18 protein-coding genes are annotated in these 22,010 nt (G+C 65.1%); 5 read left to right on the top strand and 13 right to left on the bottom strand.

Annotated elements, in window-relative coordinates; genetic code table 11:
* Positions 1–48 precede the first annotated feature (48 nt).
* The 8 genes from trxA to ahcY all read right to left on the bottom strand — a co-directional run bounded on the left by trxA (position 49) and on the right by ahcY (position 12,979).
* On the bottom strand, positions 49–369 hold the full coding sequence (gene trxA / locus CDQ91_RS11795) for a thioredoxin TrxA (protein ID WP_088472922.1): 321 nt from the start codon (positions 367–369) through the stop codon (positions 49–51).
* Between the two features lie 36 nt (positions 370–405).
* A complete protein-coding gene (gene addA, locus CDQ91_RS11800; protein WP_088472923.1) occupies positions 406–3,915 on the bottom strand; it encodes a double-strand break repair helicase AddA in 3,510 nt (1,169 codons plus the stop codon).
* Positions 3,912–6,902, bottom strand: a complete 2,991-nt coding sequence (addB, locus tag CDQ91_RS11805; protein ID WP_237245953.1) for a double-strand break repair protein AddB — start codon at positions 6,900–6,902, stop codon at positions 3,912–3,914. The genes addA and addB overlap by 4 nt, the downstream gene beginning before the upstream one ends.
* A complete protein-coding gene (locus CDQ91_RS11810) occupies positions 6,895–7,614 on the bottom strand; it encodes a nucleotidyltransferase family protein (RefSeq protein WP_088472959.1) in 720 nt (239 codons plus the stop codon). Before CDQ91_RS11810 ends, addB begins: the two co-directional genes overlap by 8 nt.
* Complete coding sequence (locus CDQ91_RS11815; RefSeq protein ID WP_088472960.1) at positions 7,611–8,582, bottom strand: aminoglycoside phosphotransferase family protein; 972 nt, start codon at positions 8,580–8,582, stop codon at positions 7,611–7,613. Before CDQ91_RS11815 ends, CDQ91_RS11810 begins: the two co-directional genes overlap by 4 nt.
* Entirely contained in the window at positions 8,582–9,031 is a 450-nt protein-coding gene (tsaE, locus tag CDQ91_RS11820; protein ID WP_088472925.1) for a tRNA (adenosine(37)-N6)-threonylcarbamoyltransferase complex ATPase subunit type 1 TsaE, read from the bottom strand. Before tsaE ends, CDQ91_RS11815 begins: the two co-directional genes overlap by 1 nt.
* Positions 9,028–11,391, bottom strand: a complete 2,364-nt coding sequence (locus CDQ91_RS11825) for a PAS domain-containing sensor histidine kinase (RefSeq protein ID WP_088472926.1) — start codon at positions 11,389–11,391, stop codon at positions 9,028–9,030. Before CDQ91_RS11825 ends, tsaE begins: the two co-directional genes overlap by 4 nt.
* Before the next feature lie 181 nt (positions 11,392–11,572).
* A complete protein-coding gene (gene ahcY / locus CDQ91_RS11830) occupies positions 11,573–12,979 on the bottom strand; it encodes an adenosylhomocysteinase (RefSeq protein WP_088472927.1) in 1,407 nt (468 codons plus the stop codon).
* Positions 12,980–13,506: 527 nt separating this feature from the next.
* Here ahcY and CDQ91_RS11835 point away from each other — a divergent pair.
* On the top strand, positions 13,507–13,905 hold the full coding sequence (locus CDQ91_RS11835; protein ID WP_088472928.1) for a hypothetical protein: 399 nt from the start codon (positions 13,507–13,509) through the stop codon (positions 13,903–13,905).
* On the opposite strand, the gene CDQ91_RS11840 is transcribed toward CDQ91_RS11835, so the two are convergent.
* Positions 13,902–14,507, bottom strand: a complete 606-nt coding sequence (locus CDQ91_RS11840; protein ID WP_419722561.1) for a YqgE/AlgH family protein — start codon at positions 14,505–14,507, stop codon at positions 13,902–13,904. The genes CDQ91_RS11835 and CDQ91_RS11840 overlap by 4 nt on opposite strands.
* A 91-nt stretch (positions 14,508–14,598) precedes the next feature.
* On the opposite strand from CDQ91_RS11840, the gene CDQ91_RS11845 reads away from it, so the two are divergent.
* Both CDQ91_RS11845 and CDQ91_RS11850 read left to right on the top strand, forming a co-directional pair.
* Positions 14,599–15,081 (top strand): peroxiredoxin, encoded by a 483-nt coding sequence (locus tag CDQ91_RS11845; RefSeq protein WP_088472962.1) that lies wholly within the window; start codon positions 14,599–14,601, stop codon positions 15,079–15,081.
* 90 nt (positions 15,082–15,171) lie between these two features.
* Positions 15,172–16,656, top strand: a complete 1,485-nt coding sequence (locus CDQ91_RS11850; protein WP_088472929.1) for an AMP nucleosidase — start codon at positions 15,172–15,174, stop codon at positions 16,654–16,656.
* A 111-nt stretch (positions 16,657–16,767) separates the two neighbouring features.
* Here the strand turns inward: CDQ91_RS11850 and CDQ91_RS11855 are convergent, their stop codons facing one another.
* Positions 16,768–17,250: an SRPBCC family protein gene (locus CDQ91_RS11855; RefSeq protein WP_088472930.1), complete on the bottom strand. Its 483-nt coding sequence runs from the start codon at positions 17,248–17,250 to the stop codon at positions 16,768–16,770.
* 50 nt (positions 17,251–17,300) lie between these two features.
* On the opposite strand from CDQ91_RS11855, the gene CDQ91_RS11860 reads away from it, so the two are divergent.
* A complete protein-coding gene (locus CDQ91_RS11860; protein ID WP_088472931.1) occupies positions 17,301–17,627 on the top strand; it encodes an ArsR/SmtB family transcription factor in 327 nt (108 codons plus the stop codon).
* Positions 17,628–17,682: 55 nt separating this feature from the next.
* Here the strand turns inward: CDQ91_RS11860 and CDQ91_RS11865 are convergent, their stop codons facing one another.
* From CDQ91_RS11865 to CDQ91_RS11875, 3 genes are all read right to left on the bottom strand, one after another.
* Positions 17,683–19,533 carry a M2 family metallopeptidase gene (locus tag CDQ91_RS11865; protein WP_088472932.1) on the bottom strand — a complete coding sequence of 617 codons (1,851 nt, stop codon included), beginning with the start codon at positions 19,531–19,533 and terminating at the stop codon, positions 17,683–17,685.
* Positions 19,534–19,607: 74 nt separating this feature from the next.
* A complete protein-coding gene (locus CDQ91_RS11870; protein ID WP_088472933.1) occupies positions 19,608–20,357 on the bottom strand; it encodes an alpha/beta fold hydrolase in 750 nt (249 codons plus the stop codon).
* Entirely contained in the window at positions 20,354–21,001 is a 648-nt protein-coding gene (locus CDQ91_RS11875; protein ID WP_088472934.1) for a 2-hydroxychromene-2-carboxylate isomerase, read from the bottom strand. Before CDQ91_RS11875 ends, CDQ91_RS11870 begins: the two co-directional genes overlap by 4 nt.
* A 263-nt stretch (positions 21,002–21,264) precedes the next feature.
* On the opposite strand from CDQ91_RS11875, the gene CDQ91_RS11880 reads away from it, so the two are divergent.
* Entirely contained in the window at positions 21,265–21,561 is a 297-nt protein-coding gene (locus CDQ91_RS11880; protein ID WP_272897614.1) for an autotransporter outer membrane beta-barrel domain-containing protein, read from the top strand.
* Positions 21,562–22,010: the final 449 nt, after the last annotated feature.

Below are 22,010 nucleotides of genomic sequence, written 5' to 3' on the forward strand. Positions count from 1 at the left end.
TAGCTGTGGATTGCCGCTTCGCTTCGCTCGCAATAACGAGGGGTAGAATTAAAGCGCGCCTTCCAGCCAGCCCTTGAGCGCACTCTTCGGCGCCGCACCGACCTTGGTGTCGGCGACTTCGCCATTTTTGAACAGGATCATCGTCGGGATACCGCGCACACCATATTTAGCGGGCGCGTTCGGGTGATCGTCGATGTTCAGCTTGGCGATCACGACTTTCTCGCCGAGTTCGTCAGCAATTTCCTCAAGCGAGGGACCGATCATCTTGCACGGGCCGCACCATTCGGCCCAGAAATCGACGAGAACGGGGGTGTCGCTGTCGAGCACATCGGCCTGAAAGCTGTCGTCGCTGATCGCCTTGGTACCCATAATCTGTCTCCTGAGAATATCGTGTTGGCTACCAAACTAAGGTGTCGGCGGCTCCGGCTCAAGGCCTGCCGCCGCCAAATTCGCCTTCGCCGCTGCCAAGCCCGGCTTGTGCGGCACCAAAACCGCCGCATCGAGCGCAATCAACCGCGGTCCTGCGGTATAAAGCAAGGCCGCCTCGATCCGTTTTCCCGGGAAGATCACCCCCAGCGCGTCGCGATACGCCGCCATCTGGCGCAGATAGGCGGGCGCGACCTCGGCGGCGCTGGCGGGGACATGCCGCCCGGTCTTGTAATCGATCAGCGTCACGACAGCGTCGGTGACGCAGAGTCGGTCGACGATCCCCGCGACGACCACACCGTCGCCGACCACCGCCGACAGCGGCACCTCGGCGAGCGAGCCGGGGCCGAACAGCGCAGCATGGGCGGGGTCATCCAGCACCGCCAGCACTTCGCCGACCATTGCCGCCCGCGCCGCTGCATCAAGCTCGGGCGCCTGCGCCGCCAGCCAGCGCAGCGCCGCGCCTTCGCGGTTGGCAGGCGCCACGGGCGGTAGCCGCTCGAACAGCGCATGGAGCAACAAACCGCGCGCCACCGCCGCGACGCGGTCGCGGCCCTGCGGCGGGGTCGCGACATCATCGTCGCCCAGCGCCGACGGCGCCAGCGGGCGCGGCGGGCGTGCTTCTTCGGGGGCGGGCTTTTGCGCCCATTCGGGAACGACCAGCGGCGCAGCGGCCGCTGCGGCCTTGCGGTCCGACGCGCGCGCCCATTTCTTCGCATTGACCGCGTGGACGCGTTTCGTCCCCCAGCGTGGCCCGGCGTCTTGCCAGTCGCAGCCCATATCGGCCATCACCGCATCGACCGCGCCGTGCCAGCTACCCTCGGCCAGGCTCAGATCTTCGGTCTTGGTGATGCCGGTAACGACCAGCAACTCCTCGGCGCGGGTCATCGCGACATAGAGCAGCCGCCAATGCTCCTCGACCTCAGCGCGCGCCTTGGCATCATGCGCCTCGGCGATCTTGCCATGGCGCTCGTCCTTGCCGAGCCCGAACACCGGCAGCTTTTCCCACGCGGACAGCGACAGGTCGAATTTGGTCTGACGCGGTTTCGGATCGTCGGTCGCATCGGCGAGGATGACGATCGGCGCCTGCAACCCCTTCGACCCGTGCACCGTCATCACCCGCACGACGTCGCTGCGCGCTTCGGTCTGGCGCTTGATGTCGGCGGTGCTCGCCGCGATGCGGGTCAGGAAACCGAGCAGCGAGGCAGTTTCCAGCCGCTCAAAACTTAGCGCCTGATTGAGTAGTTCGTCGATCGGATCGCGCGCTTCCTTGCCCAGCCGCGCCATCAGCTTACGCCGCCCGCCGATCGGCCCCGACAGGATCGTCTCGAGGAAGCGAAAGGGCGTGGTGAAATCAGCCATCGACAGCAGGCTGCGCAGCGCGGCCATCGTGTCAGCGGGCACCTCTTCCTCGCGATCGCGCAGATTCTGCCACAGCGATTTCGCCTTCCGCCCATGCGCGAGGCCGAAAAGGTCGTCCTGGCTCCACCCGATCAGCGGCGACACGAGCAGCGCGGCAAGGTTGAGGTCGTCGAGCGGCTGAACCGCAAAGCGCATCGCCGCCAGCAAATCCTGCACGCCGAGCGGCTGGGTCAACGCAAAGCGATCGACCCCCGCGACGGGGACATGTAGCGACTGCAGCCGCGCGACGATCCGCGCTGCAAGGTCGCGGCGGCGGCGGACCAGGATCATGATGTCGCCCGGTGCAACGCTGCGCCCGTCCTTGCCGTTCGCGATCCAGTCCTGGACCTCGTCGGCGATCGCGCGCGACAGGCGCAGGCTCGCGGGATCACTCGCGGCAGCCAGCGGCTCGCCCGGCCCACTGTCGCTCTCGTCTTCGCCCTCCTCGGCCCCAGCCTCATCGTCGCCCGCACCGATCGCCTTGCCGACGGGCAGCGGCTGCCACAGCTCGACCCGCCCCGGATGCTCGCTCTTGAACGGAAAATGCGGCGGCTCGTCGGAGGCGAGACCCATTAGTTCGGCCGCCCCCGCTTCGATCCACGCATCGACGACGTCGAGAACCGCCGGACTGGAGCGGTAATTGGTGACGAGATCGACTTCCTCGAACGGGCGCCCACCCGCCAACGCCTTTTCGCCAAAGCGAATGCGCGCCGCTTCGAACGCCGCGGGTTCGGTCCCCTGAAAGCCGAAGATCGCCTGTTTGCGGTCGCCGACGGTGAACATCGTGCGGTTGCGGTCGTCCTTGGCACCCTGCCCGGCGAAAAATTCCTCGGCGAGCGCGGCGACAATCGCCCACTGCCTCGTGTTGGTGTCCTGCGCCTCGTCGACCAAAATATGATCGGTGCGCTGGTCGAGCTTGAAACGCACCCATTCGCCGAAATCGCCCGCGCGCAGCAGATGGCCCGCGATGCTGATCAGATCGTCGAAATCGGCCAGCCCGCCCTCGCGCTTCGCCAGCGCATAGGCCTCGGCAAAGCGGCTCCCCAAATCCCATGCTGCGGCCAGATCGTCGGCGACGCGCATTGCGGCTGTCGTCGCAGTCAGTTCGTCGGCGACCGCAACAATTCGTTCGGCAGCGGCCAGACAGCCGTGCATCTTGCCCGTCTCTTTGGCGAAGTCGGCACGCATGTCGCCGGTTCCGGTGACGAAGCAGCCGCGTAGCGCTGCGAGCAGCGCGCCCTGTGCAGCCGGAGCAGCGCCAAGCCACTCCGCCATCACATCAGCGCGCGCCTCGCCGGTCTTGGTGCCCCACGCGCGACCACTCACCGCGACCGCGCCAATATCGGCCGCAGCGATCGCACCGCACGCCAGCTCGGCCTCCAGCCACGTCGCCGCATCGCCCTCGGGCAGCTTCAGCGCCGCGCGCACATCGTGACGCTTCGGCGCCAGTCGCGGCGCATCGGGGGCCGAAAAGGCACTGGCGCAGCGGTTCAAAAATGTCAGCGCGGCATCCTGCCCGATGCGCAGCGACAGCATCGCCGCGACATGGCGCATCGCATCGCCGTCATCGCCCGCCTGACTCAACAGCGTCCCGAGCACCTCGCGCTGCAACGCCCCCGCCTCGCTATCGTCCAGCGCGCGAAACCCCGGCAGGATTTTCGCTTCCAGCGGAAAGCTCGCAAGCAAAGTCTGGCAGAAACTATGGATCGTCTGGACCCGGATCGCCCCGCCCGGACTGTCGATCACCGTGGCAAACAGCGACCGCGCTCGGTCGAGAATATCGGGGGTATCCCAATCGGCACCCAGCGCCTGCAGGTCGAGCCGCAGATCGCCATCGTCCATCCGCACCCACAGAGCGAGACGCTCGTGGATACGATGCGCCATTTCGGCCGCCCCCGCCTTGGTGAAGGTGATGCAAAGGATCGCCTCGGGCGACACGCCGTCCAGCATCAGCCGCAGCACCCGCGCCGACAGCACCTGCGTCTTGCCGGTGCCCGCCGACGCGCCGAGCCAGACATGATCGTCGGGCCGCGCCGCCGCCTGCTGTCCCTCGTCGAGCCGCTTGAGCAATTTATCGGGGTCGATCATGCCGCATCCCCGTTGCTATCGCCACGCCCGAACCATTCATCGCGGCGCATCAATTGATCGAAGTCCGTATAGCGCCGCCCCGCATCGCCGGGGACAAAGGCCTCACCACCGAGCAGGAAGCGCGCGGTCAGGTCGGCGAGTGCTTCTGCCGCACGATCGATCGCTTCCTCGGCCGTCTTGAGCTTGCGGCGTCCGCCATGCGTCGGAGAAATCTTGCCTCCGACACCCTTGGCACGGTCGCGCTTGAGGCTCCAATATTCGAGCCCTCCGACCTCGCCGCCATCGACATCCTCGACCGCGCCCGCCGCCGCGAGCAGCCCGAGCAGGCCGAGCTGATTGTCGAGCCCCTCGGCCGCGGCATTGCCGCTCGGCGCCGCGCCGCTCTTATAGTCGACGATCGCAAGGCTGCCGTCGGAAAGCTGGTCGATGCGGTCGGCCTTGCCGTGCAGTTTGATCCCGTCAACCTGCATTTCACCGCGAACTTCGCTCGCCACCGGCCAGCGCTCGTCGCGCGCCTGCCATACCGTCTCGGCGGCCCAGCGCAGCGACGGGACAATGCGCGGCAACCAGAAGGCACGCGCCAAGGCATCGAGCGCGGGGTCGGTAGCGAGCGCCGCAAGTTCGCTCTCCAGCGCAGCCGGGGTCAGCCCGGCTTCCTGCCAATCCTCGAGCAATTTATGGACGCGCGTTCCGAACCATTTGGCATCGGGACCACTCGCCAGCGGATCGAGTTCACTGAGCCGCAAAATCTTCGCGGCGTAAAAAGCATAGGGGTCGCGCGCGAGCTGGTCGACGCCGGTGACGCTGATGCTGCCGGGCCGTGCCGCCGCGGGCGGGCTCGGCTGCGGCTTGTCGGCGGGGGCATTGTCGCCCGGCGGCACGTCGAGCGCCGCCGCGAGCGCGGTGACGCTGACGCCATCGAGCATCACTTCGGGAAGCTCGCCCGCAAGCGCGGTCAGCCGCAACCAGAAACGCGACGCAACCACCGGATCGCCACCGCTCCGCTGCGCGCGGGTGACCACAATATTGCGCCCCGCGAGCGCCCCGGCGAAATCATGCGCCGCCATCCCTTGCTGCCGCTCGGGTGCCGCGAGGCCGAGCATGCGACGGATGCCGGGGGCGAGCCACGGGTCTGGCGACTGCTGCTGCGGCCAGCGCCCTTCGTTAAGCCCGCCAAGGATCATATGGTCGGCGCGCTGCAACCGCGCCTCGAGCAAGCCCCAGATGAACAGCCGCGGGTGCCCCCCATAGGGCGGTCGTACACTCTCGCCGCCGAGCAGGTCGGCGAGCATCGCGGGAAATTCGGAGGGTGCAACCAGCGCCGGTCCAGCCCCATCGGCGAGCGTCCAGCGGTCGAACAATTCGGACAATGCGCGCCCGGCGGGGCCGGTCCATACCGCTTCGCCGGTCAGCCAGCCGAGCGCAGCCTCCAGCGCTGCGAGCAGCGCAGCGGGCGGCGTCGGCGTGGTAAAGGGCGCGAGCGCGGCCTCCAGCGCCGCCGCTATCTCGCTCCACCAATCGGCGATCGCGCGCGCTTCGCTATGACGGCGCAGCTCGGGGTCGGCCGCAAGCATCGCAATGCGCGCGCTCACCCCAGTCCATCCGGGAGTGAGCCCCGGTTCGCGCAGAATCAGGTCGAGCCGCCGAACCTGATCGAGCCATGCCAGCCGCGTCTCGCCCTTGCGCACGAGCGGATGGCCGAGCAGGGCGATCAGCCGCACCGGATCAAATTGGGCTGCAAGTTCGGCGAGCAGCAGCAACAGCGCGCCCGGAGGCGACTGTGCCAGCGCCTGCCCGGCGCTGTCGTCAACCGCGACGCCCCAGCGCGCAAGCGCCGCCGCGACGCGCTCGGCGAGTATGCGGTCGGGGGTAACAAGCGCAGCTGTTTCGCCCTGCTTTTCCAGCGCGGCGCGCATCATCAGCGCAATCCCCTGCGCCTCCTGCCCGTCGTCGGCGAACACCGCGCTGCGGATTCCAGCGACACCTTCGCTCACATCGCCCACCGCCTGCCAGCGCGCCGTGTAGGCGGCGGGGGCGAACAGGAGCGACAGGAAAGGCGCGCGGGCCTCGGGCCCGTCGAACGGCGAGGTCGCGTCCCAGTCGGTCACTTCGGCGCGCGCGGCACCCATCCGGCCCAGCAGCAATTTCAGATGATATTGCGGATGCGTCTCCAGCGGCCGCGCCTGTGGCGCATCGGGATTACGCTCGGTCGGCCCCAGTGCCTCCCACTCGGGCTCGGCCATGTCGAGGTCGAGTCCCGGCAGCACGACCATCCCGCGAGGGCAGTCGGCAACGGTGCGCAGTAACCGCGCGATCGCGGGCGCCGCGGTAGTGATCCCCGCCGCGACCAGAAAATGCGGCGGCGGCGCGCTCCGCCAGCCCGCGCTCACCCGGTCGAGCAGGCGGTTGCGCCGAGCGGCGCGGTCGATCATCCCGGCTTTCGCCAGCAGCCCCGGCCAATGATCGACGAGCAGCCGCAACCGGACAAGCGATGCCTGCCAATGGCCCGCAAATTCGCCCAGATCGAGGTCGACGAGCGCCTTCGCCGTCACCTCTTCATAATGAAGCTGGTCGATTACCCGCCCCAACCCCTCAGCCAGCTGGAATGCCGCCGCGCCGGTAATTGCGGCTTCGCCTGGCGGCGAATGACGCTCGATCAGCTCGGCGAGCATCAGACGGCGACGCAGCGGGTCGATCGCAGGTGGGATCGGTTCGGAGGCGTCGATCGAATCGAACGCCAGCGAATTATTCTCGTCGAGGTCTGCATCGCCGATCACCGCGAGGCGGGGCATGAGCAGCCCATCGCCCCCGGCGCGGACGAACGCCGCCTGCACCGCGCTGCGTGCGCGGTTGCTCGGCAGCAGGATCATGCCGTCGGCGAGTCCCAAGGCGCCGTCGGCAAAACGCGCGATCAGCCCGGCAGCGAGTGCGTCGGCGAACGCCCGGTGGACCGGGATCGAGAAGAGGGTCGGCTTGGCGTCACCCACCAGCAAGCGCCGCCTCGGTCGGCGCGATCGCCGCCGGGGTGCCGACATCGAACCACTGCCCCATGTGCGACACGCCATAGAGCCGGCCCGCCGCGATCGCGCGATCCCACAAGATGTTGGTCGAAAACGCCCCCTCGGGCGCGCCGTCGAGCAGGCGCGGCGAGATCAGCTGGATGCCGGTATAAACAAAGGGCGCGACCCGCCCGGGCTTGCGCCGCGACAGCTGGCCATTGGGGTCCATATGGAAATCACCCTTGCCGCCATGCCCGGTGGCGCTCGCCTGACGGATTACTAGCAGCAGCGCATCCATCCGCTCGCCATCCCAGTGGCGAGCGAGATGCTGGATGCTGTCCTCTGGCCCGTCGGTCCAGATATTGTCGCTGTTGACGATCAAAATCGGGTCGCCGGTGAGCTGCGGCAATGCCTTGACCATCCCGCCGCCGGTTTCGAGCAATTGCCCCCGCTCATCCGAAATCGCGATGCTGAACGGCCATGCCTGGCCCCCCAGATGCGCCTCGAGCGCGTCGGCAAGATAATGGACGTTGACCACGACATGCTCGACCCCGGCCGCCGCGATACGGTCGAGACTATGGTCGATCAGTGCCTTTCCCGCAACGCGCACCAACGGCTTGGGCCGCGTCGCGGTGAGCGGACGCATCCTCTTGCCGATCCCGGCCGCCATCACCATTGCGCTCTCGATCTTCACGGTCATGCCCATACCGCCGCGCGCTTTTCCGCCGGCACATTCGCATCGAACCAAGCGCGCACCGGCGCCAGCGCGGGGTACGCCAGGTCGCGTTCGAGCAACCCCCACATGCGCGGTTGAAAGCTTTTGTAATGCGGCTTGTCGTCGCGCTTCCACAGCCGGACAAAGACCCCCAAAATGCGCGTGTTGCGCTGCGCTGCGAGCGCCCAATAGGCGGCTTCGATATCGCGGCCGGTCGCCGCCTGATAGCGCGCGAGCATCGCCGTCTCGACCGCCGGGTTCACGTCGCGCCGCGCATCCTCGAGCACCGAGGCAAGATCATAGGCGGGGTGGCCCACCAGCGCGTCCTGAAAGTCGAGCAGCCCATAATGGGCTATCCCCTGCTGGCCCGCGACCAGCATGATATTTTCGGCGTGATAATCGCGCAGTACGGTGACGCGCGCCAAACCGTCGGTTTCGACCGGTTCCAGTACCGCAGCCCAAGCAGCGCGGAACGCATCACGGTCGACCTCCAGACCGAGCGCGGGGCAATACCAGTCGGTGAACAGCATCACCTCGTCCAGCCATTGCTCGATCCCATGGACCGGAAGCCCGGCCATCGGCGGCCGTGCGTGGAGGTGGACGAGCAGGTCGGTCACCCCCGTATAATATGCGTCTTCGGTATCAGGGCTTTCGTCGACCGTCTCGCGCAGGCGCACATCGCCGAAATCCTCGATCAGCAGCAGCCCTTGCGCCAGGTCGCGCGCGAGGATCGTCGGCGCGTTGAGCCCGCTTTCGTTCAGCCATTCGGCGACCGCGATAAAGGGGCGCGGGTCTTCGTGCGGCGGCGGCGCATCCATCAGCACCGCGCGGCGGTCGCCATCGACGATGCGAAAGTAGCGGCGAAACGACGCATCACCGGCAAGCGGCAAAATCCGGGCATCGCCCCAGCCATGCGCGGCGAGAAAGGCGGGCGCATGGGCGGGCGGAATCATCAAAGCGGCCATCGCGCTTCCCAAGCGGGCGGCACCGACGCTGTCAAGACGCGCGCGTCGCCGCTGCCTGAAATCACGAGATCAAGCATGCCGGGCCAGCCGCCATCGCCCAGCCGCTCAGGCCATTCGATCAGCAGCGCGCCGTCGTAAAGATAATCGTCGAGGCCAAGCTCGATCAGTTCGCCGACATCCTCGATTCGGTACAGATCGACATGCGCGATGGGCATATCGATCTCGGGCGGCGCATAGGGCTGAACGATCGCAAAGGTCGGGCTCGGCGCCTCCCCCGCCAGCCCCCGCGCCTTCAGCATCGCGCGCGCCAGCGTCGTCTTGCCTGCACCCAGATCTCCCGATAGCGCGATGATGTCGCCGGGCCTGAGCACCGCACCGATCGCCGCACCGATCCGCTCGGCTTCGCCCAATGTATAATCCAGCGAGTGGATCGTCATGCGCCGCGCGGCAGGCTAACCCGGACCATCGTGCCCTGCCCCTTTTCGCTCATCACTTCCATCGTGCCGCCATGCGCCGCGACCAGTTGGCGCGCGAGCGCGAGCCCGATGCCACCGCTCGACGTTGCCGCCTGCTGCCCCTTGGTCACCGCGGCGACCGCATCGGGCATACCGGGGCCATTGTCGGACACGACGATCTCGACATTCTTCGCATCCCCTTCGGCATGAAGCAACACGCGGCCACCGCTGCGCCGGGTTGGCGCGGTGAAACGGATCGCATTGTCGAGCAGCCCGGCGACCAGGCGCGACAGGCGCGGCGCATCGCCCTCGATGCTGCCGAGGTTGCCGGACAAATTGCCGACCAGCTCGATCTTTTCGCTGGTCGCGAGGCCCTGCGCATCGCCGAGCGCCTTGTCGAGCAGTTTCCACACATCGACGGCGGCGCGCTCGATCGCCAGCGTCCCCGCCTCGCCCTGTGCCAGATCGAGCACATTGTCGATCTGGCGCCCGAGTACCCCGACCGAATCCATGATCGCATCGACATAGGCCTGCTGCTGTTCGGCGAGCTTACCGACATAGCCCGCCTGCAACATCTGGCCAAAGCCACCGATCGAGGTCAGCGGCGTGCGCAATTCATAGCTCATCCGCGACAGGAAGGCGGTCTTGACCTTGTCGGCTGCCTCCAGCGCCTCATTGCGTTCGCGCAGCGCGCTTTCCATCCGCCGGCTGTCGCTGACGTCGAGCATGATCAGCAGCGCATTGCCGTCGGGCAGCGGGATCGATGCGAAATCGAAATGGCGGCCGTCGGCGAAACGCACTTCGCCGACGCGCTGGGTACGTTCAAGCGTCGCGGCGCGGATAACCTCCTGAACGATACTAATCTGGTTCGGCTTGGCCAGCCGGTCGGCGAGCCCGCCCATCAGCACATCGACGCGCGGATGCGCCGCCAGCGTACCTTCGTCGACGCCCCATAGGCGGCGGAAACGCTGGTTCCACAAATGCAGCCGCCCGTCGGGCGCGAACACCGCGATCGCCTCGAACAAATTGTCGAAAGTTGCGGTGCGCACCCGCAGCAGCGTGTCGCGGGTCGAGGCAAGCTGGACCTGTTCCGTGCGATCCTCGGCGATCAGCAACAATCCGCCGTCAGGGGTCGGCTGGGCAACGACGCGCAAATGCGTCCCGTCGCGCAGCAGCCAATCCTCTTCGGCGGCGTCGGCGCGCGCGAACCAGTCGACATGCGCCTGCCGCCACATCGGGTAATCGCGCACTTCCGGCGTCCGTCCGCCCTCGCGCCACGCGTCAAGCAGGCGCGCAAAGGGTGGCGCCTCCGCGATGACATCGACTTCGAGCGCGAACAGACGGCGGAAGGGCTGGTTGGCAAAGTCCAGTCCCTGATCGGGTCCGAATTGCGCCACCGCCGCCGACAGGCGATCGAGCAGGTCACGCTGGGTATCGGCGAAACGGCGGTGCGCGCCGCGCTCGCTCTCCAGTTCCTGAATATCGATCGCATAGCCCGCGATCCCGATTGTCCGGCCGCCCTCGGGCGCGAGCGGGATATCGACGACGCGCATGATCCGCCGCTCGCCCTCGATCGTCACCGGGATTGTGCGCGTCTGCGCGACGCCATCGACGCGCGCCTGCTCGGCGGCCTCGGCAGCACTGATCCCGGCGATGGGTTCGCACAGTTCGATCCCTTCACCGATCACCACCGTCGCGCTCGCCGCTTCCACTGCGCGGACATAGGCGCCATTGACTAGCGCGAGTTGCAAGCTGGTATCGCGGAACCACATCGGGAAGGGCGCGGCCTCGATCAGTCCTGACAGCGCCTCGAACGCCGCCATCGCTTCGTCACGCTCGCCCTGCGCGCGTGCGAGCGCCTGCTGGCCGTCGGTTGCATCGCTCAGCCAGAGCAGCACGCTGCCCGGCCCGCCAACCGCTTGCGGCGCGGCAGCGCCGTGGATAACGATCGTGCGCGCACTGCCCTGGGGCCGGATGCTGAGCGTGAAGGGTTTGGCGCCGCGCTGTGCGCCGATGATCGCCTGACGCAGTGCATCATGCCCCGCCGGATCGAACCCGGTATCGATGCCGCGCAATTCGTCGAAGTTTCGCGGTCCGCGTTCGAGGCCCAGCCAGCGGCCCAGCCGCTCGCTCGCTTCGATCCGCCAATCGCCACGAACGATCACCGGCAGTTGCGGCGAAGCCTCGACCAGGCTCGCGAGCCGCTCGCTCTGCCCGGCGACAAAGGCCGACCGGCGCTGCATCGCAATGCCGCGTCCGACCGCCCAAAGCCCGGCAAGCAGCCAAAGCGCGGCGAACAGTCCAATCGCAAACAGCAACGATGGGGACAGCATATCGCTCATCCCGCAATTTTTCCTGATATATCCGGTGTCGGCCCTGCTCGCATGACCGCCAGCCCTACCGGCGATGCCGGGATGTTTCAATCGCGCGTCATCGCGGATTACCGCGCCGCGTTGTCCAGTGGGCGCGCATGCCCCCGAAAAACCGCCATCCCGGCTTTACGCCGGGATGGCGGATCAGCGATTAGTAACGATAATGTTCGGGTTTGAACGGACCTTCGACCGGCACGCCAATATAGTCGGCCTGCTTCTGGGTCAGCTTCGACAGCTTCACGCCCAGCTTTTCCAGGTGGAGCGCCGCGACCTTTTCGTCGAGATGCTTGGGCAGGACGTAAACGTCATTGCCGTAATTCTCGCCCTTGGTGAACAGTTCGATCTGCGCCAGCACCTGGTTGGTGAAGCTCGACGACATCACGAACGACGGGTGGCCAGTGGCGCAGCCGAGGTTCACGAGGCGACCCTTGGCGAGCACGATGATCTGCTTGCCATCGGGGAATTCGACGAGGTCGGTGCCCGGCTTGACTTCGGTCCACTTATAATTGGCGAGCGCCGCAATCTGGATCTCGCTGTCGAAGTGGCCGATGTTGCAGACGATCGCCATCGGCTTCATCGCCGCCATATGCTCGGCGGTGATGACGTCGGCGTTGCCGGTCGCGGTGCAGAAAATGTCGGCGCGCTGGACGGCTTCGTCCATCGTCACGACCTCAAAGCCTTCCATCGCGGCCTGCAGTGCGCAGATCGGATCGATTTCGGTGACGAGAACGCGGGCGCCGCCGTTGCGGAGCGACTGGGCCGAACCCTTGCCAACGTCGCCGAAACCGGCGACCGCGGCGACCTTGCCGGCCAGCATCACGTCGGTGGCGCGGCGGATCGCGTCAACGAGCGATTCCTTGCAGCCATAAAGATTGTCGAACTTCGACTTGGTGACGCTGTCGTTGACGTTGATCGCGGGGAAAGGCAGCTCGCCCTTCTTGGCGATTTCATACAGGCGGTGAACGCCGGTCGTCGTTTCTTCCGACACGCCCTTCATCGCCTTGACCGTCTTGGTCAGATAGCCGGGATTTTCCGCGACGAACGCCTTCAGCGCGCGCTGGAATTCGACTTCTTCTTCATTTTCGGGTGCCGGCAGCGTCGCGCCGGCCTCGATCTTCGCGCCCCACAGCGCGAACATGGTGGCGTCGCCGCCATCGTCGAGGATGATATTCGAAACCGTGTCGCCCCAGCTGAAGATGCGGCCGACATAGTCCCAATAATCGGCGAGGCTTTCGCCCTTCACCGCGAACACCGGAATGCCCTGCGCGGCGATCGCGGCGGCGGCATGATCCTGGGTCGAGAAGATGTTGCACGTCGCCCAGCGGACTTCGGCGCCCAGCGCGACGAGGGTTTCGATCAGCACCGCGGTCTGGATCGTCATGTGCAGCGAACCGGTGATGCGCGCGCCCTTGAGCGGCTGCGACGCGCCGAACTCGGTGCGCAGCGCCATCAGGCCCGGCATTTCGGTTTCAGCGATGTTGATTTCCTTGCGCCCGAAATCGGCAAGCGCGATGTCGGCAATCACATAATCACGGGCGTCGGCGGCGAGAGTGGCCACGGTTAGTCTCCTGTAGGCGAGTTCGGCCGCAGGCGAGCGGCCACGAAATTATGTTGCGCGCCCTAGCCGAAAGCGGGTCTCAGATCAAATATAAACTTTTCTTTATATCGCAAGCGCGGGGCGATTGGACGACGCCAAATCCTCCCTGTCGCGAAGCGATGGAGAGGGTGACCGCCACGAAGCGGTGCTGGAGGGGCTGCGACGCCCACCCTCCGTCAGCCGCCAGCGGAAACTGCCCCCCATGCCTGCGGCACAGGGCGGATCAAGGGTCGCACAGACGCGAATCACCCACCGCAAAATCGCGCGGGTCCGCAAAATAATTTTCAACGGGCACAATTGTGACAGCCGCGCGCGTCGCCGCGCAGCCACGCGTCACAATCGCCAAGATTCTGAAAATCCTGACTTATAATGCGCCATGCGATGAGCATAATCGCCTATTGTGACAACTATGTTACAAACCCCCGAAAAGATTGACTTTTTTGCCGGAGAGGAAGAAAATCGACCCAAGTTTTCGGGGAGATACCAAGATGAAAAAAATATTGCTGGCCATCATCGCGATCGCCTTTGCGAGCCCGGCCGCGGCCCAATCGATCGTCGTCGTGACCGCACCGCAGGCCGATGAAGCCATCCTGCCGGTCGCCTATGCCGAGCTCAAGGCTGGCCACAATCGCGACGCGGTCGCCAAGCTGACCGGCGAAACCACCCTCGATGCGCGCGATCCGTCGCGGCTGATCAATCTTGGCACGGCTTATGCCCGCCTCGGCCGCACCGACGCCGCCGCCGCCGCTTATGACGCCGCGATTTCCAGCCCGATCCGCTATGATCTCGAACTCGCCAGCGGCCGCTATATGGATTCGCGTTGGGCCGCGCGCACCGCACTCGCCAACCTGTCGCAAGGCCGCCCGCTGCTCGCGCTCGCGCGCTAGGCCTCACCACCCTCAGTTGCTAGCAAGCGGGCGTCCACTCCCGCTTCGGCAAACGCCGCCTGCCAGCGCTCGGCGGGCGGCGTGTCGAACAGCAAGGCATCGCTGCCCGGCGTGACATGCCAGCCATGGTGGACCAATTCGCCCTCCAGCTGCCCCGGCGACCAGCCGGCATAGCCGAGCGCGACCAGCCAGTGCGACGGCCCGCGCCCTTCGGCGATCGCGCGCAATATGTCGTGCGAACTCGACACCATCCAGCGCCCCGATACCTGCACCGCGTCCTTGCCGCCCCAGTCGCGGCTGTGCAGCACAAAGCCGCGCGACGGTTCGACCGGACCACCCAAAAACACTGGCTGGTCGAGCGGATCCTCGTCGTGCGCAATGTCTAGCTGGTCGAGCACGGCACCGACAGTCATGCCGCGGATCGGATCGGCGATACCGATCCCCATCGCGCCCTCCTCGTCATGACTGATCATCGCGACCACCGCATGTTCGAAACGGGGGTCTCCAATTCCGGGCAGCGCGAGCAGCAATTGCCCGGTGAACCAAGGGGGCGCCTTATCCATTGCGCCATCATGCCCCCGCACGGCTTTCGGGTCCAGCATTTCGATCAATTTTCCGCCTGCGCTTGACTCCGGCGATGCCCCACCCAATGTCTGCCGCGACAACAATCCCCTCAACAAAAGGATGCCGACCATGACGATCCAGACCGGAGACAAATTGCCCGAAACCAAGCTGGTGAAGGTGACCGAAAACGGTCCCGAACAGGTCAGCACCGCCGATTATTTCAAGGGCCGCAAGGTCGCGCTCTTCTCGGTACCCGGCGCATTCACCCCGACCTGCTCCGCCAAACATCTGCCGGGCTTCGTCGACAAGGCCGCCGAATTGAAAGCCAAGGGCGTCGATGAAATCGTCTGCACCGCGGTCAACGACGCCTTCGTGATGGGCGCGTGGGGCAAGAATGCCAACGCCGGCGACGCGGTGACGATGCTCGCCGACGGCAATGGCGATTTCGCGCAGGCGGTCGGCCTGACGATGGACGGCAAGGCATTCGGCATGGGCCAGCGCGGCCAGCGTTTCTCGATGATCGTCAACGACGGCGTCGTCGAACAGCTCAACGTCGAAGCGCCCGGCGAATTCAAGGTGTCGAGCGCGGATCATATGCTCGAACAGCTGTAAGAACGAAACCATCCTCCCTGTCGCATCGCGATGGGGAGGATCATTTCCCCACTCTTCCCATCTGTCATATTTTCATGCAAGAACGTCGCGATGACATCCTCATCGCAAAACCCCGACATCGCCGACCCAGCCGCCCTCGTCGAAGAGGTGATCGCCGAACTGCAAGCCAAGTTCCGCGCTTCGGTCGCCGCGCTCAAATCCGCCATCGCCGCCTATGTCCGTGACGGCACGCTGCCGCCCGCCGATGCCGCCGCAACCGGATTGTTCGACTATCCCGCGCTACGCCTCGTCACCACCGGCGAACGACGCGAGGGTCAGGTGAGTCACAATCTCGCCTTCGGCCGCTTCGAGCGCGCGGGCGAATTTGTCACCACGGTCACCCGTCCCGACCTGTTCGCCGACTATCTGCGCGACCAGCTGAATTTGCTGGTGCGCCACTATGACGTCGAGCTGTCGGTGACTCGCACCGGCCAGCAAATCCCCTTCCCCTATGTGCTCGATGCCAGCGACGGGTCGGACATGGGCAAGATCACCCCGCTCGAGCTCGCGCGCCACTTCCCGACCACCGAGCTTGCCGACATCGGCGACGAACTCGCCGACGGCCTGTTCGGGCTCGACCCGACGAAGCCGCAGGCGCTCGCGCTTTTCGACGCGCTGCGTACCGATTTCTCGCTCGCGCGTCTTCGCCATTACACCGGCACCGCACCCGAGCATTTTCAGCGCTACATATTGTTCACCAACTATCACCGCTATGTCGACGAGTTCGTCGCCTGGGCGGGCGCGCAGGTCGGTCAGGGGCGCTACACCGCGCTCGCCGGCGCGGCGGGCCTCTATGTCGACCAGCCCGGGATCAACGCGAGCGCGCTCGTCGCTGACAGCGCTTGGCGGCGGCACCAGATGCCCGCCTATCACCTCATCGCGCCCGACGGCGCGGGCATCACCCTCGTCAACATCGGGGTCGGCCCCTCGAACGCCAAGACAATCTGCGACCATCTCGCGGTCCTGCGGCCCGAGGCGTGGCTGATGATCGGCCATTGCGGCGGCCTTCGCCCCAGCCAGCGCATCGGCGACTATGTCCTCGCCCACGCCTATCTGCGTGACGACCATATTCTCGATTCGGTCCTGCCTCCCGAAATCCCGATCCCCGCGATCGCCGAAGTCCAGCTTGCGCTCGCTAGCGCCGCCGAGGCGGTGTCGGGAACCAGCGGCGCCGACCTGAAAAAACGGATGCGCACCGGCACCGTCGTCACCACCGACGATCGCAACTGGGAACTGCGTTACACCGACAGCGCACTCCGCTTCTCACAATCGCGCGCGATCGGGATCGACATGGAATCGGCGACGATCGCGGCGCAGGGCTATCGCTTCCGCGTCCCCTATGGCACCCTACTCTGCGTCAGCGACAAGCCGCTCCACGGCGAACTCAAGCTGCCCGGGCAGGCGAACCGCTTCTACGAAGAAGCGATCGCCTCCCATCTTCAGATCGGGATCAAGGCCTGTGAAAGCCTGCGCGACGAGGGAGCGAAGCTGCACAGCCGCAAACTGCGCGCGTTCAACGAGCCGCCGTTCCGGTAACGGCCGAAAACGAAACAGGCGGCGCTCCCGAAAACGGGGGCTGCTGCCGGCGTAGTGCAAGACCGCCACGCTCCCCGCATTCGCGGGGGCGACGCTCATTCCTGCGGCGCCTCAAACATACATGCCCTCGCGCAGGTTAATGCCATGCTCCAGCCATGCCTTCAGCGCACACAACATCTGCGCCCAGCCCTGGCAATTGCCATAGCTCGCCTTGAGTGCATCCTGATTTTCGCGCCAACCTTCCTCGGCGATCTCGACCAAGGTGCGGCCATCGTCGAGGCTCTTGAAGCTCATCGTCACCCTGGTGCGATAGTCGCTGTCGGTCATCTCACCGCCCTCGACATTCGGCGGTTCGCCTTCGCTCGCCTGCCATTCAAGGACGATGCGTTCATCCTTCACCACCTCGGTCACATAGACCGGAAAGGCGCCGGGAAAATCGGCGAAGTCCCACCTCACCGTCGCGCCGGTCTCCAGCCGCCCCTCGGCGCCGCCAGTGGTGAAATATTCGGACAAGGACTTCGGATCGGCAACCGCCTCGAACACCTCGGCCACCGGTTTCGCGATCCGCGCCGCAACCCTGAATTTCAGCTCCATGATCCATTCTCCACTTGAGTCGGGAGGATTTTATGTTATAAATTTACAACATGTCAATCCACGAAGAATATGACCGCGTTTTCAAAGCTCTGGCGTCGCACATCCGCCGGCAAATGCTCGACACGCTCAAGGATCAGCCGATGACCACCGGGTCGCTGTGCGCGAGTTTTGGGCAAATCGACCGCTGCACCGTCATGCAGCATCTCAAAGTTTTGGAAGATGCCGGGCTGGTGATCGCTGAACGTCGCGGACGCGAGCGCTGGAACCATCTTAACGCGATGCCGATCCACGATATCCACGAACGCTGGATCGGCCCGCATGCCGCAGCCGCGAGCGCCAAGCTGGCGCGCCTCAAGACATCGATCGAGGCCCAATGAAAATGGCCGGGGAGTCTCCTCCCCGGCCATCCGATCTTCGATCAAGCAACCCGGCTCACCACCCCTGCGGCTTGCCCTTATTCTGTTCGTCGAGCCATGCTTTCAGCGGCGCGAAATAGTCGGCCATCGCCTTGCCCGACATGTCGCGGTTTCCGGTGAACGCCTCAAGCGCGTCGGGCCAAGGCTTCGACGCCCCCATTTCGAGCATCGCGTTCAGCTTCGCGCCGACCTCCTTATTGCCATAGAAGGAACAGCGATGGAGCGGCCCGGTCCAGCCCGCCTGCTTGCACGCCGCTTCATAAAATTGGAACTGCAGCACGCGTGCGAGGAAATAGCGGGTGTAGGGCGTGTTGCCCGGAATATGGAATTTCGCACCCGCGTCGAACGCATTGGCGGGGCGATCGGCCGGCGGGGTGATGCCTTGATATTGCAGGCGCAGCTGGGTCCATGCGGAGTTGTAATCAGCGGGCTTGATCGTCCCGTCGAAGACGCCCCAGCGCCAGCGATCAACGAGCAGCCCGAACGGCAGGAAAGCGACCTTGTCCATCGCCTGCCGCAAGAGCAGGCCGATATCCTTGTCGGCGCTCGGCACCTTCGCCTTGTCGAGCAGGCCAATGTCGACCAGATATTGCGGCGTGATCGACAGCGCGACGAAATCGCCGATCGCTTCGTGGAAGCCGTCGTTAGCACCGTTCAGATAGAGGAACGGCTGTTTATTATAGGCGCGCTGATAATAATTATGGCCCAGCTCGTGATGGATCGTCGTGAAGTCATCGGCGTTCACTTTGATGCACATCTTGATGCGGATATCGTCCTTATTGTCGACATCCCACGCCGACGCATGGCACACGACCTCGCGGTCGGCGGGCTTGGTGAACTGGCTGCGCTTCCAGAACGTGTCGGGCAGCGGCGCCATGCCGAGCGACGAATAGAAATTCTCGCCCGCCTTGACCATGTCGAGCGGCCCCTGCCCCTTGCCCTTCAACAGATCGCCGACGTCATAGCCCAAATCGCCCGCGCCCTTCGGCGCGACGAGCGGATAGATATTGCCCCATTCCTGCGCCCACATATTGCCGAGCAGGTCGGCGCGGATCGCTCCGGTTTTGGGCTGCACCGCGTCGCCATATTTCTCATTCAGTTTCCAGCGAACATAGGTGTGGAGCGCGATATAAAGCGGCTTCACTTCCTGCCACAAACGCTCGGTCGTCTTGGCGAAATCCTCGGGCGACATGTCGTAACCCGACCGCCACATCGCGCCGGTGTTGGCAAAACCAAGCTCCTTCGCGCCGGCATTGGCGATGCCGACCAGCTTGGCATAATCATCCTTCATGGGCGCGCCGACATTGTCGTGCCAGCTCGTCCACATTTCGGCGAGTTCGGCGGGGGTACGCTCGACATTGCCCATCTGCTCTTCGATATCGGAACCCGAAATTTCCTTGCCGTTCAGCGTGCCGCGACCCTTGCCATATTGCGACTGCAGGTCGGTCGCGATCTGGTTGAGCTCGGTCGCGGCGCCGGGCTTGGTCGGCGCAGCCAGCACCAGCCCGGTACGCAAAATGTCGAGCTTGCGCTTCGTGTCCGCGCTTAGCCCGACGACGCCAGCATATTTGGCGGCCTCTAGCGCATATTGGACCGACTTTTCGGTACCGACCGCGTTGATCCGCGCCGCCATCGCGTCGGTATCCTCAGTCAGATAGGTGCTATTAACCCAGTTCACCTGGCTCGCCTCGACCGTATAGCCGAACAGATCCTTCTCGGCCGCAGCAATGAACGCGTCGGCATCGGCGGCGGTCGGGGCGGCGCCCTTCGTGGCGGCAGGCGCGTCCTTCTTCTTCTCAGCGGCAACGGCGGGGCCCGCAAGCGCGAGCGCCGTCGCAAGCGACAGGCACGAAATCATCGTCTTCATGGGTACGTCCTCTGACATATTGTTTGCGCTCTTGGGCGCGATGACAGGCAATCTGGACTGCACCCGCGGTCCGGTCAAGCGGTCAGAAAGGCCGCAATTGCTTCGCCGAGTTCGGGCTGGGTCACGCTCGACATATGGGTGCCGGGGATCGTCGCGAGCCGCGCATCGGCGAGCGTCGCGACCAGTTCGGGTGCCGATCCATTGTCCTGATCCTGTTCGCCGCACACGACGAGTACCGGCATGGTCAGCGCGGCCAAGGCTTCGGGCGGCGTATCGGTAAAGCTGTCGAGCAAATGCCCCGCGCCGATGCGATCGACCTTCATCGTCTTCATGAACTGGATCGACAGCCAAGTGTCATCGCCGCGCTTCGCGCTTTCATATTCGGCGATGACGCGTTTGAAAAACTGCCCGCGCTTCGCCCAGCCGGCGAGCCCGGCCAGCCCCATGCCGCCGAGAATCAACCGGCGCGGCTTCATCCCCGCAACGACCGCGCGCGCACTCGTCCGCGCGCCCAGCGAAAAGCCGCCAAGGTCGAAATCGGTCAGCGCAAGATGCGCGATGAGATCTTCGAGGTCGCGGACCAAGACGTCGGGCGGATAAAATTCCTCTTCATGCGGCGCCTCACTGTCGCCATGGATACGCAGGTCGGGCATGATGACGCGATAGCCCTCCGCCGCAATCCGCGCGGCGGTGCCGAATTTGACCCAGTTGACCTCGGCGCTCGAAAACAGGCCGTGGAGCAGCAACAGCGGCCGGCCTTCGCCAAGCTCGCGCCAAGCCAGGCGCACGCCGTCGCGTGCTTCGAAAAACTGCACGTCGCTCATCGCGAACTCAGGCCCTTTTGTTCCATGCGCCACTTTGCCATTTCGATCCGGTCCTGTCCGAAAAAGGGTTCGCCCTCGAACACCAGGGTCGGCACTCCCCAATGGCCCGCGATTTCGAGCGCAACCTGGTTTGCGGCGATCTCGGTATCGAGCGTCTCGGCGTCGCTTAGCGCCTCGGCATCGAGTTCGGCAAGGCTCAGACCGGCACGTCGCGCAGCGCCCGCCAGATGGTCGCCGAGATGCCAGTCCTGCGCCCCACCCCAGATCAATTGTCCGACCTCATGCGCAAAGCCAATCCCCTTGCCACGACGCGATGCCGCCTGCCCAAGCCGGGTGAGGCGATATATATAAGGCTGCTCGGCGGCAATCTGGCGCGTCGCCACATTCTGGACGATCGGATCGGGACGCGGCGGACCAAAAGGAATGCCATGAAATTGCGCGACGCGGATCATGTCGCGCATCGTATAGCTCAGCCAGTTGGGGTGGGCGCGCTCGAAGAAATCGGGCTGGCGGATCGCGAGCGGATAGACAGGGCGCAGATTGATCGTCACGTCATGGCTCGCGGCCAGCGCGCGATAACGACCGATAGCAAGATAGCTATAGGGCGAGCGAAAGGACCAGAAAAGGTCAGCAGAAAAACTCATGACACTAGCCATGCCAAAAACTGCGGCAACAGCGCAAGCTTTGTCCGCGAAATTAGCACGATGGCGGATCCCCTCGCGCAATCTTATCAGCACGGGGATGCCAGCGTCCGCGCCGCCGCATCCGATGCTGATATTAACAGCTATCATCTCGGGGTCTACGCGGGCGCGACCTCGGCGCGCTCGGCCTTCGTGCGGGCTATGCGTTCAAATGGCACCAGGCCGAAGTCACCTGCCGCATCGCATTCGCCAATTTTGCCGACACGATTACGGCGGATTATGATGCTTCGACCGTGCAGGCCTTTGCCGAGATTGGCTATCGGCTCCATTTCGGCGCGGCCTGGATCGAGCCTTTCGCGCAGATTGCGCGGATCTGGGTCGACAGCGAGCGGCTTGGCGAACGCGGCGGCGCAGCAGCCCTCGAGGTCGCGCGTGCGAAGATGTCGACCAGCGTCTCAACGCTCGGCGCGCGCCTTGATCAAAGCTTTTCGCTCGGTTCGCTGAATGCGAGCCTGCAATTGTCAGCGGGCTGGCGCACCCCTTTGGTGACCGCCTTCCGGTGACAAGGAGCAGCTTCGGAGGTTCGTCCCCCTTCGACATCGATGGAGCCCCGATCGCGCGCGATGCCTTCGCGGCCGACATCGGAATAGACTTCGCCTTGTCGGGGCGGGTGTGGTTCGGCGTTGCGTACAACAGCGATATCGCGCGCCGCGCCGAGTCCCACTCTGGCCGAGCCACGTTCTCCTAGACGTTTTGAGGATGTCTGAAGTGGAAGCGGTCGCAAGCTGGGATTTCATATCAGGGCAAACGGTGGCTTTCAGGTGCCTCCCAAGCGTCTCGCAGAGACCAATTTCTGCTCAGTCGCTCTTCGGTTCAAATGGCCGTTGCACGAACCGCTGCGCGGATTGGCGCTAGCCTCGATGTAAAGTCGTCCAGTGAGCGCCGCGCCTGATTGAACGTGGGCTGCCGCAGGCAGACCCTTTCGACTCCTTCAACCTAAGGAGTCGAACGA

The organism is Sphingopyxis witflariensis, assembly GCF_002205635.1.
Lineage (GTDB): Bacteria > Pseudomonadota > Alphaproteobacteria > Sphingomonadales > Sphingomonadaceae > Sphingopyxis > Sphingopyxis witflariensis.

Bases quoted from the DNA above. Each gene is read 5' to 3' on its own strand.
- trxA (WP_088472922.1), bottom strand. From the start codon at position 369: ATGGGTACCAAGGCGATCAGCGACGACAGCTTTCAGGCCGATGTGCTC.
- addA (WP_088472923.1), bottom strand. From the start codon at position 3,915: ATGATCGACCCCGATAAATTGCTCAAGCGGCTCGACGAGGGACAGCAG.
- CDQ91_RS11810 (WP_088472959.1), bottom strand. From the start codon at position 7,614: ATGACCGTGAAGATCGAGAGCGCAATGGTGATGGCGGCCGGGATCGGC.
- CDQ91_RS11815 (WP_088472960.1), bottom strand. From the start codon at position 8,582: ATGATTCCGCCCGCCCATGCGCCCGCCTTTCTCGCCGCGCATGGCTGG.
- tsaE (WP_088472925.1), bottom strand. From the start codon at position 9,031: ATGACGATCCACTCGCTGGATTATACATTGGGCGAAGCCGAGCGGATC.
- CDQ91_RS11825 (WP_088472926.1), bottom strand. From the start codon at position 11,391: ATGAGCGATATGCTGTCCCCATCGTTGCTGTTTGCGATTGGACTGTTC.
- CDQ91_RS11835 (WP_088472928.1), top strand. From the start codon at position 13,507: ATGAAAAAAATATTGCTGGCCATCATCGCGATCGCCTTTGCGAGCCCG.
- CDQ91_RS11840 (WP_419722561.1), bottom strand. From the start codon at position 14,507: ATGCTGGACCCGAAAGCCGTGCGGGGGCATGATGGCGCAATGGATAAG.
- CDQ91_RS11845 (WP_088472962.1), top strand. From the start codon at position 14,599: ATGACGATCCAGACCGGAGACAAATTGCCCGAAACCAAGCTGGTGAAG.
- CDQ91_RS11850 (WP_088472929.1), top strand. From the start codon at position 15,172: ATGACATCCTCATCGCAAAACCCCGACATCGCCGACCCAGCCGCCCTC.
- CDQ91_RS11855 (WP_088472930.1), bottom strand. From the start codon at position 17,250: ATGGAGCTGAAATTCAGGGTTGCGGCGCGGATCGCGAAACCGGTGGCC.
- CDQ91_RS11860 (WP_088472931.1), top strand. From the start codon at position 17,301: ATGTCAATCCACGAAGAATATGACCGCGTTTTCAAAGCTCTGGCGTCG.
- CDQ91_RS11865 (WP_088472932.1), bottom strand. From the start codon at position 19,533: ATGAAGACGATGATTTCGTGCCTGTCGCTTGCGACGGCGCTCGCGCTT.
- CDQ91_RS11870 (WP_088472933.1), bottom strand. From the start codon at position 20,357: ATGAGCGACGTGCAGTTTTTCGAAGCACGCGACGGCGTGCGCCTGGCT.
- CDQ91_RS11875 (WP_088472934.1), bottom strand. From the start codon at position 21,001: ATGAGTTTTTCTGCTGACCTTTTCTGGTCCTTTCGCTCGCCCTATAGC.